This is a genomic window from Chitinophaga sp. Ak27 (assembly GCF_012726295.1).
Lineage (GTDB): Bacteria > Bacteroidota > Bacteroidia > Chitinophagales > Chitinophagaceae > Chitinophaga.
Genome location: NZ_JABAOB010000002.1, coordinates 782,139 through 793,524, shown reverse-complemented (window position 1 = coordinate 793,524; position 11,386 = coordinate 782,139). Strand labels below are relative to the sequence as shown.

Genomic DNA, 11,386 nt, shown 5'->3' with positions numbered 1-11,386 from the left:
GTAAAAAATCATTGATTTCGGTAAACGATGGCTGGTTTTCTTATCAAGCAGCTCCCTTTCATCCGCTATGACTTAAACTCATATTTTTACCCGGATATTGCCATATTAGAATAATAATTCAGGAAGTTTTAAATGAATATTATTTCCTGCAATTTTCAGTAAGTCAGATTGTTTTGCAATGGCAACAGATGTAACTGGAACACCAAGATTCTTATTGATCTTATCAGTTTTCGCCATTATAATAACTGTTTTGTCAGGAGTTACCCAACCATAGAAAATGTTACCATAGGCTTTTCCCAATGAAGATTGGGCAGTAGTATGTTCATTGCCAAATATCTGTTTTAGTAATGCCAGTGCATTATTCTTACTATCATCAATGAACAGCGTCAGTCGCTTAATCTGACCGTCCGCGTCAGTTTGAGCAAAAATGTACTTAATATCAAGTACAGTGTCTTTACTAATGGGAAGGCCTATATTATAAAATTCATCAGGAGTCTCCACACTAAATAAATTCTGGTCCTGGAATTTTTGAAATGGAGTGACATCCATATATTCATAAATATTGCTATTTAATTTTATGGAATCAAATCCCTGGGAGGTGATTTGTGCGTGACCTGTCATAAAATAAAGAAGTAGTGATAATAATACTATTTGAAATTTCGACATAATACTGCAAATATGATAAGAAAACTAAAAGGGCAGCCGAATTACTGCCCTTATCATTATTACTTACAACCGTAATATTTTGCAACAGTAGGTGTCATTGTCGGTAAGCCTCCTATGCCCGGAGTTAAGGTTGCTCTTCCCCCATACTTTTCCGCTTCTGTATTCAAAGTCTTTCTGTATTGAGCATTCAACCCTTCAAAGTCAACCGGCACACCACTATGATAATAATCCATAAGCGTCTGTATTGCCTTTTCATCAATGTCGTGAGCAATTTCCGCAGCGCGTTCTTTTGAATAAAATTCTCCATTTTTTCTTACAATCGGAAGCCCAAAATAAATAATCGGCCCAGGCGAAATTAACATTGCTTCACCTCTGGTATCCAGCAAAGTTATATGTAATCCTGCCACAGCAGCAATTTGCCACCCTCCAAAACCTTTTTCATCCAATGCCACGGCTTTTGTAAAGTTAAATGACTGTGGACAGATATCCATTGGTCCAACAGGCTCTGCGGGTACCCTTACAGGTCTGTCACCCGTACCGCCAGTTCCCGGAATGACTGATCCATCCGGTCCTATTCTACCACTACCTGTTGAAGGCACTCCTCCTCCCGGATCGCCGGAGGAAGGAACGCCGTTGCCATCATCAATTTGAATACAGTGAGTTGTGGTGTTCCGGTAATCGCAGTATTCCTGGGAGTTTCCGACTGTAACACAGACGTACCAATCTGTCGTTTCACAAACAGTAGTCATTTTGGCAAGAGATGACTTTTCGCCTATCTCAATGGACATGGGCGTTACTTTCCCACTAGAATGCCGGTAACCTCTTAGTATTGTACCATCCCACTGTTCGATAATTGATGTCCCACTAAAACTATTAGGTTTGCTCAAAGCATCCGGTATCGTATACATGACCTCGGATGTAAGCTGATTATTTCTTTTGGGATCCCGGTATACTAAAAGGTAGGAAAGCCTACCTAATGGATTTCTACTATCAGCATTGATCGTGTTTACTGTGAGTGCAGTGTCTAAATAGCTAATTGGAACAACTACTGTGTTTATGGAATTGAGTTTCTCTACGGTAGCACGGTCCCAATCTGGTGCTTTCTGAATATAGTGATGTTTGCTACCCGTCATAGCTGCCCCCTTAGCCTCGGTAATTGAGACATCAAAAATGTAATAATTCTTTGCTTCTGAAATCAGGTCTTTTTCAGGGATGTCTGATCCGGAACCATTGTGTTTCAGACAGGAGGCAATTAGCAGTACAATACCTAATAGTATTGCTGGGATTACTTTTCTTTTCATGGAGAAAAAATTTAGGGTCATTATTGGAGTTTAAATAATACTACATACAATACATAACAAACTTAATAGGGCCAATACACGGGTGACAAACTTGGCGCTAAGTTAATAGAATCAATAGCGCACCAACACATATATAATAACTATATTTATATAGGTCTACATATAAAGACTGGGTTTTCAAATGACGAGATGCAATCATATAGATCATCCGGTAAATTACGGGAGCTTGAAATTTGAACACCGTTAACAGATAGCTACGGACTAGCTAAGTCAATCAAAATCGTTTATGCGTTAAATTTTCTTGACTTAAAAAACACCTATTCTTACCTGACAACAATGATTTTATTTATTATCTTGACCTGTCGTACATCAACTAAATAATAAACTTTATAATATTTGAAAAGCTCTTTTTTATTGCTGCTGTTAACCTTTCTGTATGGCAGCAGCAGCGCTCAAACGCTAACAGGAACAATATACAGTGAACAACATACGCCCATTCCATCTGTGACTCTTACACTACAATCTACTGGCGCTTCACGGCAACAGGTGACCATGACTGACAGCATCGGGTATTTCCGCTTTAGCGGCCTTCGCGCAGGGAGCTGGCAGCTATCTGCAGCGATGATGGGTTATACTCCACTCGTATTGGAACTGCCTATCTATAAAGACACCAGCATTGTTCTACAGTTGAAAACAGACCGCGTTCAATTGGGCGAAGTGGCCGTCAACGCGGCCAGGCCGGCTATCAACGACCAGGCAGATAAACTGGTATATAACATATCTTCCAACATTACCGCCACCGGCGCCGATATACTTACTACCATTGGCAAAATTCCGGGAGTACGCGTAAATGATAACGAGATCAGCCTGGCGGGAAAAGGCGCCGTAAAAGTAATGGTCAACGGACGCCTGCTCCAGTTGTCGGGATTAGACCTCATGCGCTACCTGAAATCACTGTCGGCCAACCAGGTCACTAAAATTGAATTGCTGAAAAACCCCGGGGCCAATTATGAGGCAGACGGAAACGCCGGGTTGATCAACATCTCCACGAAACAAAGTAAACAACAGGGATACTCCGGTAATATACAGGCCAACGCTAAACGCTGGTTTCATAGCCCGGCAGCAGCCTTTGGTACCAGCAATTATGAAGCATTAAATGCCAGCGCAGTACTGAACTATAATACCACCCGGTGGTCGGCATATGGCAGCATCAACATAGACCAGGACCATCACCTGGAAGGCTTCGAAACCACTATTGATTATCCCAAACAAAAATGGCAACAGGCCGATACCGGCAACTACACCTACAACAACATAAACGTAGTAGCAGGTGTGGATTATAAGCTGGGCCATCAATCCAGCATCGGTATCAACTACCAGGGAGGCAAAAATATTTATGACGGCTCCGATCATGTATATAATCCCGTGTATAACAAGCGTACGGGCAAACTGGATTCGCTGATGCAAACATATGCTACCTACCATCCGGTAGCGCTGAGCAATGCTATCAACCTGCATTCGGTAATACACTTTGATTCTACTGGCCGCAAGCTGTTGCTGAATGCTGACTACTTCAATTACTATCGTACCGACAGATCAAATTTCGAAACGAATAATTACCTGGGAGATGACCTCGAACATGCTGTGGGCACCACCCGCTACTATGACGACAATAAGCAAAATATTAATATTTACACCTTCAAAGCAGATGTAGAAATGCCTACCACCTTTGCCAGGATAGGGTTCGGCGCCAAACTGAGCTTCATCGACAACTACAGTAACGCATTTTACTACAGGAAAAATATGGCAGATGAAAAAATCTATGACCCTAACCTGAGCAACGAATTCGATTATCGTGAAAATACCCAGGCAGCCTACGTTAACGCGAACAAAGAAATTGATAAGTGGAAATTTGAAGCGGGATTGAGAGGAGAGTTAACGCAAACCAACGGATATTCTTATACCATACAACAAACCACACTCCATCACTATTTTCGCCTGTTTCCATCTGTGCTGGCCTCGTACCAGGCCAATGCCGACAACAGCTTTTCATTTACTTTCGGCAAACGGGTAAACAGGCCTTCCTTCTGGAACCTGAATCCATTTAAATCGTTGTATACCGCTTACAGTTATGGTGAAGGTAACCCCTACCTGAATCCAGAGTACAGCAGCAATTTTGAGCTGTCGCACTCCTATAAAAGTATGTTCTCCACTTCGGTCTTTTTTAACATCACCAACAATGGTTTCAATAATGTAACCATGGCCAGTGCAGACACCAATCTCGTATATACGATACCGTTAAACTTTATCCGTACCCATCGCGTTGGGATTACAGAGAGTATTGCGCTGTCGCCGCTTTCCTGGTGGGATAACAACAACCAGGTAACGCTCTATCATACCGATGCGCATTCCCTGTTACCTGCCATCAGCAGCATTAGTACATTCAGCGCTTACCTGTCGACCAGTAATAATATTTATTTAAACAAAGACAAGACCTTTGCTGCTGCCGTGAACTGCTGGTACCAGTTCCCTGAAATAGACCATATTGGTAAAACAAATGCCTACTATAAACTGGACCTGGGCGTACGGGCTTCGCTGTTAAAAAAACAGTTAGACCTGGCGCTGACGATGAACGATCTTTTCCGCAGCAGTGCTGTCGCCATGCGATCTACCATTAACGGTATTCCACAACAGTTTACCAATTTTCAGCTAAACAGGTTCCTGCTGCTCAGTGTCAGCTATAAATTTGGCCGCAGCGAACACAAAGTTACTACCGGCAATACCGGTAACGAAGACGAAAGATCGCGCGTTCATTAACGATGCAATCCTTGCTGGCGCAGGTAGGCCAATAATCTTTCAGGATAATCTGTTTGCAGTACATTGGCAAAGCGGGCATCTTTTCGCAGTTGATCAAAGCCGCTATTGGCCTGCCTTCCCTCCATCTTATCGTATTTTCCCAGGGAATTGATCCAGATGCGCGTACCATTACCGGTGATGCGCTGTACTAAGGTATCTGAGTAGAAAGAATCATCGATATGGATGACGGGGAACTTTCCCAATTGGGTAGACATCCGTTCGATATCATTTATTTCAGTTATGTTATGTGCGCGGGGCATAATGGGCAGACGGGCGTTGAAACTGCGCAGCTGCGTAGCAAAAGGTGGCTCATAGATAAAGAACAGTACCTGGTCTTCCATCTGGTGGGCAGCTACCATGTCGATGGTTTGTTTTGCAAATTCAATGCTGTCTTCCTTAAAGTCGATGTCTACTATAATCTTGCCTTTTGTGAGCTGCAACACTTCTTCAAAGGTGGGGATCTTTTCTGTGGTGGGTTGCCCGTTAAACAGCAATGGAAATTGCAGTAATTCCTGGTAGGTGTAATCTGCAATCTTTCCTTTTTTGCCGGTGGCACGGGTAATGTTATCATCGTGCATAATCACCAGCACTTTGTCTTTCGTAGCATGTACATCTATTTCTGCGATGTCGATTCCTTGTGCAATCGCCTCCCTGATAGCTGCCAGCGAGTTTTCCGGATGCTTTGTATGAGCGGCCCTGTGAGCGGCCACCATGACGTGTTCGGGGTGATGATAAAATTCATCCAATATAGCATCAACAGGTCTTGTTTGTTGTGCATAGAGTTGCAAAGACACGCTGCATACGAACAGTAACAATAAATATTTCATCTGTAATTAGATATTTAGACAGTGGTGGTATAGGCTAGATTAAAAAAGGAAAATTTCTGCTCAGTGAAGGCAACAATTGATCTTCCATATTAAAATAGTTTTCGAATACTTAAAAATAGTATATTAAACATCTTTGCAAAATATTAATATGTTAATTTTTTTTGTGTTTTAAAAAAAAGCTTAACCTTTGCATAAGATTGTGAAAATTATCAGCCAAAAGGATTTAGATGAATGCACTGTTCAGAGAGTAAGCTAACCACCAATTTTGTCTTTCGCATATTTTGACTATATCCCCTGAGCCTTCTTATTTTAACCTCATTTATGGATTCCACAATAATCATGTGATCAGGCGATGACACGTGCGGTTATACTGTGTTTGACAAGCAGTACAACAACATACATCGTGGCCTTTTCCCTGGTAAGCACGAGTAGATATCTACCCGCGAAATAACCTTTTTTGTTCACGGCAAAATCTGTGTTTATGAACGCAATGGATTTACCCCGCTATTCCCAAAATGTATCGTCTTTTCATTCCAAACTCCTGCCTGTTCTACTATTATTGTTTTTCCTTACTGCAGCTGTGTTAAAGGGCAACGCCCAATCAGCTAATTTGGACCAGGGAGGCAATGGTAGTTCCACAGCCCCCACCTCCCCGGTCGACTGGGTGAATGGTAACCTGAACAACAACCAGGCGCACTTCCTGGAAGGATATTCGGTGCCTTACCGGGCAGTATTGACTAACCTGGTGGCCAATAAAACGTACACCCTCGTTATCGGGTTAGATATCACGGCCAGCGGGAAACATGCGCTGGACTACATTACGCAGTTCCAGCGACTCGAACCTCATGGCATTTTCCTGCATACAGCGGAAACGGTAGATCCGTTGTTAAACATTACCGGTTTTCCGAAAAGCTATTTTACATCTACCAGTACGCTGCCCATCCCGGCGCCATCCAGCGCGGGATCGCCTGTTACAGGGCAGCCCACCACCAGCTTCAATGCATTACCAGCATCGGAACGGGTGATGACAGGTTACAATGCCACCCTCAACAGCGTGGTATATGCCTCCGAAGGCAGTCTTACGGGGTCTAATTCTGAAACGGTAATTAACATCACTTTCACCGCGTTAAAGGAAACCGCAGTATTGGCGTGGGGTGGGCATATCGCCAGTGTGCTTGACTGGGGAAAAGATGCCAGCGGTCAAACCAATTCCGCTTCCAGCATTAACGGATCGCCTTATCATATGCGGTTAAAAAACTGGATCATCGATGGTAATGTAGTCAGCATTGGTAACCAGGACAGGTCCCTGAAAACCAATGCGGTGTATATTCCTCCTGAAGGCTCTATCAGTGGGCCTTCCGCAGGTTGTATAGAAACCACCTCGTTGAATTACACCTCCACGGTAGATGATCCTACAGGGCTCACCTACCTGTGGAGTATCATTGGCAGCAATACCGCCAATGCCAAAATTGTAAATAATACCCTTGCCAATATACAGGTGGTGCCCATTGGTACTACCTTCACTGCAGGGTCTTTCAGTCTTCAGCTGATCGTTACCCGCAACGGGCTTGCTGATACCAGCTACCTGGGGTCTGACGTTTATCCCGGCCAGGTGATCACGCTCTCAAAAGTAACGGTCAATGCCGGCGCCGATCAGAGCATCACCAATCTCGATACCGCCTACCTGAGCGCATCCGCCAGCGGAGGCGTTGCCCCATATACATTCAGTTGGAGCCCTGTAACAGGACTTTCCAATCCTAATATCTTTAATCCACAATTTATACCAACAGGTACCGGAACATTCCAGTTTGTGGTTACCGCTACAGACAGTGCCGGTTGCGTAGGAAAGGATACCGTAGTGATAACGGTTACCCAACACCCGGCGCCACCCTGCATCATTAATGGGCCTACCCCTGTGTGTCCTGGTTCTTCCAACGTGTATATGGGACCATTGCCTTCCCAGGTGGGTTCTTATAGCTGGAGCATTACCGGCGATGGCAGCATAACAGGCGCCATGAGTAATGACACGGTAACCGTAATGGCGGGCAACACCTGCGGTTCCTACACGTTGCAACTGATTACCACTACCCCCGATGGCAAGGTAAAAGATACCTGTTCATTGGTAGTAAATGTTAAAGACACCATTGCACCTGTACTGTCCGGAACAGCGCCAGATGCCACTATCACCTGTGCAAAAGACGTTCCTGCAGCACCAGTCATTACCGCTACTGATAACTGTATAGGTAATGTACAAGTGCAGATGAGCCAACAGACCATTGACAGTACCTGCGTGAACAAATTCAAGCTGGTACGCAAGTGGTGGGCAGTAGATGCCTGTGGCAATACTTCTGATACGCTCAAGCAAACCATCACCGTGAACGACAACGTGAAACCGGTGATCACTGCTGACTTCCCGAAAGATGTGAAAGTACAGTGCGTAGGCGACATACCTGCACCACCTGCTCCAACCGCTACCGATAACTGCGACGCCCTCGTTACACCGGTATACGATGAAATGGGCAGTGGTACTGCCTGCGACTCTACACTTGTCCGTACCTGGATATTTGCAGATGCCTGCGGTAACAGCGACTCTGTTAAACAAACCATCCACATCAAAGACAGCATTGCACCTGTACTTTCCGGTACAGCACCAGATGCGTCTATCAGCTGTGCGAAAGATATCCCGGCCGCACCGGTCATTACCGCTTCCGACAATTGCACCGATAATGTGACTGTGCAGATGAGCCAGATGACCACAGACAGTACCTGTGTGAATAAATTCAAACTGGTACGTAAGTGGTGGGCTGTTGATGCCTGTGGTAATACCTCTGATACCCTTACACAAACCATCACTGTAAATGACAACGTGAAGCCGGTGATCACCGCCGACTTCCCGAAAGATGTGAAAGTACAGTGTGTGAAAGACATCCCTGCAGCGCCAACGCCAACCGCTACCGACAACTGTGATGCCAGCGTTGTTCCGGCATATAGTGAAATGGGCAGTGGTACTGCATGCGACTCTACAATTGTTCGTACCTGGATATTTGCAGATGCCTGCGGTAACAGTGATTCCGTGAAACAGACCATTCACATCAAGGATAGCATTGCACCTGTACTTTCCGGTACAGCACCAGATGCGTCTATCAGCTGTGCGAAAGATATCCCGGCCGCACCGGTCATTACCGCTTCCGACAATTGCACCGATAATGTGACTGTGCAGATGAGCCAGATGACCACAGACAGTACCTGTGTGAATAAATTCAAACTGGTACGTAAGTGGTGGGCTGTTGATGCCTGTGGTAATACCTCTGACACCCTTACACAAACCATCACTGTAAATGACAACGTGAAGCCGGTGATCACCGCCGACTTCCCGAAAGATGTGAAAGTACAGTGTGTGAAAGACATCCCTGCAGCGCCAACGCCAACCGCTACCGACAACTGTGATGCCAGCGTTGTTCCGGCATATAGTGAAATGGGCAGTGGTAGCGCATGCGACTCTACAATTGTTCGTACCTGGATATTTGCAGATGCCTGCGGTAACAGTGATTCCGTGAAACAGACCATTCACATCAAGGATAGCATCGCCCCTGTACTTTCCGGTACAGCACCGGATGCTGCTATTACATGCGCCAAAGACATCCCGGCGCCACCTGTGATTACGGCTTCCGATAACTGTACCGCCAACGTGGCCGTACAAATGAACCAGATGACCACTGACAGTACCTGTGTGAATAAATTCAAACTGGTACGTAAGTGGTGGGCAATAGATGCCTGTGGCAACAGTTCGGATACAATTACACAAACCATCACTGTGAACGACAACGTGAAACCAGTGATCACCGCCAACTTTACTGATGTAAACATACAGTGTATAAAAGACATCCCGCCGGTGCCTACACCAACAGCCACCGATAACTGCGATGCCTCCGTTACACCAGTATACAGTCAGGTTGGTAGTGGTACCTCCTGCGATTCTACGATCGTTCGTACCTGGATATTTGCAGATGTTTGCGGTAACAGCGACTCTGTTAAACAAACCATCCACATTAAAAACAATGTTGTGCCTGTACTTTCCGGTACAGCATCCGACCTGGTCGTAGCCTGTGCTAAAGACGTACCAGCGCCGCCAACCATCACCGCCAACGGCAGTTGCAGTGGAGCCACCGTATACTTCTCTGCTGTAACCACAGACAGCACCTGTGTAAACAAATTCACAATAGTACGTAAATGGTGGGCTGTAGATGGCTGCGGCAACAAGTCAGATACCATCAAACAAACTATTATCGTAAAAGACAGTATTGCCCCGGTAGTAGCAACCGCACAGGGAAGCGATAAGCTGATCAGCTGCAGCGCTCCGCTCGTGTATGATGCGCCAACATTTACAGATAACTGTAATGGTAAAGTCACTGTAACCACCAGCGACAGGAAAGAAGGAACCGTTTGTCCGTTTAAATACATCAGGCGCTGGACAGCCACCGACGAATGCGGCAACTCCATCTATGTAGAACAGGCTATTACTGTAAGCTGCTGCGTAAGTTACTGTACTTATACCCAGGGCTTCTATGGCAACAAGGGTGGCGTAGGATGTACTCCTGGCGGCGGTAGTCTCAAAGCTCAGCAAATGATGTCGCAGGTAGTAGACGCTCAACCAGGCGACTCCGCTATCTTTGGATTGAAATCAACAGGTAAGTTCTTTACCTTATTCCTGAACGACATTACCAATGGCACCATCTTTAATATGTTGCCTGGCGGAGGTACTCCAGCTGCGCTGAAAGGATATGCTACCTACAGCAAATCAGCCACCTGGCCTAATGTGCCAATATCCACCGCATCAACAACGTTCGGTAAGATTAACGATGTACTCTTGTCTCAAACAATGACCTTGTTCTTTAATATGGGCATCACCCCAACTTTGTCAGCACTGACCATCGGCGGCGACTCCCTATTTACCGCCAAGCTGACCACCTGCGGCAGCAGCACACCGGTATCCCGGATAGACGCGTATAAGCTGCCGGTTAATGTTGTGGCTTACTTGTCATCTACCGGACAGGCCACCGTACAAGGCTTGTTTATGCTGGCCAATAAATACCTCGGAGGACAGACCGTCAGCGGTGTAAGCGCTTCTGATGTAAATGCGGCCGTAGATGCGATCAATAATGGATTTAATAACTGCGCCGTACTGGTAAGGTGGGCGAAGACCGTTAGCACCATCAGTAATATTTCAAGCGTATCATACGACAATTCCGGCCAGGCGAACTACACCAAGGAAGTAGCACCTGCGAATCTGTCAGTGACCGTATTCCCGAATCCATATACAGAAACTATATTCTTCCGTTATGTAGCACCGGAAACCGGTAAAGCGCAACTGGAATTGTATAATCTGCAGGGAAGCCGGGTAGCGGTTATCTACAGCGGAGAAGTAACCAAGGGTAGTTTGCAGCTCATAGAATACCATGTGCCTGAGACTTCCAGGATACTATTTATCTATAGATTAAGTGTAGGGCATTTTAACGCCACCGGAAAAATTGTACCTGCCCAATAGTATACTTTAGCGTGATCGATAAAACAAAGAAGGCCCGGCTTGTTAGCCGGGTTTTCTTTTGTAATTACATTTGTCATATTCACTATGAGACCTTAATTTGTGGCAACAATCTCCATAAAATACGGTTAACCTTATTTATCAACTATATTGCTGCCATTTACTTTCAGAAAATTCGCTTATATTTTAGCTGC

At 45.2% G+C, this 11,386-nt stretch carries 5 protein-coding genes; 2 read left to right on the top strand and 3 right to left on the bottom strand.

From position 1 onward, the window contains the following. Window positions 1–105: 105 nt before the first annotated feature. Together HGH90_RS10965 and HGH90_RS10960 are read right to left on the bottom strand one after the other, a co-directional pair. Complete coding sequence (locus tag HGH90_RS10965; protein WP_168767374.1) at window positions 106–666, bottom strand: hypothetical protein; 561 nt, start codon at window positions 664–666, stop codon at window positions 106–108. Between the two features lie 59 nt (window positions 667–725). After that, a complete protein-coding gene (locus HGH90_RS10960) occupies window positions 726–1,967 on the bottom strand; it encodes a hypothetical protein (protein ID WP_169191082.1) in 1,242 nt (413 codons plus the stop codon). A gap of 396 nt (window positions 1,968–2,363) precedes the next feature. Here HGH90_RS10960 and HGH90_RS10955 point away from each other — a divergent pair, with 396 nt between their 5' ends. Beyond that, on the top strand, window positions 2,364–4,784 hold the full coding sequence (locus HGH90_RS10955) for an outer membrane beta-barrel family protein (RefSeq protein WP_169191081.1): 2,421 nt from the start codon (window positions 2,364–2,366) through the stop codon (window positions 4,782–4,784). On the opposite strand, the gene HGH90_RS10950 is transcribed toward HGH90_RS10955, so the two are convergent. Further along, complete coding sequence (locus tag HGH90_RS10950; RefSeq protein ID WP_169191080.1) at window positions 4,781–5,650, bottom strand: glycerophosphodiester phosphodiesterase family protein; 870 nt, start codon at window positions 5,648–5,650, stop codon at window positions 4,781–4,783. The two genes, HGH90_RS10955 and HGH90_RS10950, sit on opposite strands and share 4 nt — an antisense overlap. Before the next feature lie 481 nt (window positions 5,651–6,131). On the opposite strand from HGH90_RS10950, the gene HGH90_RS10945 reads away from it, so the two are divergent. Beyond that, a complete protein-coding gene (locus HGH90_RS10945) occupies window positions 6,132–11,195 on the top strand; it encodes a hypothetical protein (protein WP_169191079.1) in 5,064 nt (1,687 codons plus the stop codon). Window positions 11,196–11,386 lie beyond the last annotated feature (191 nt).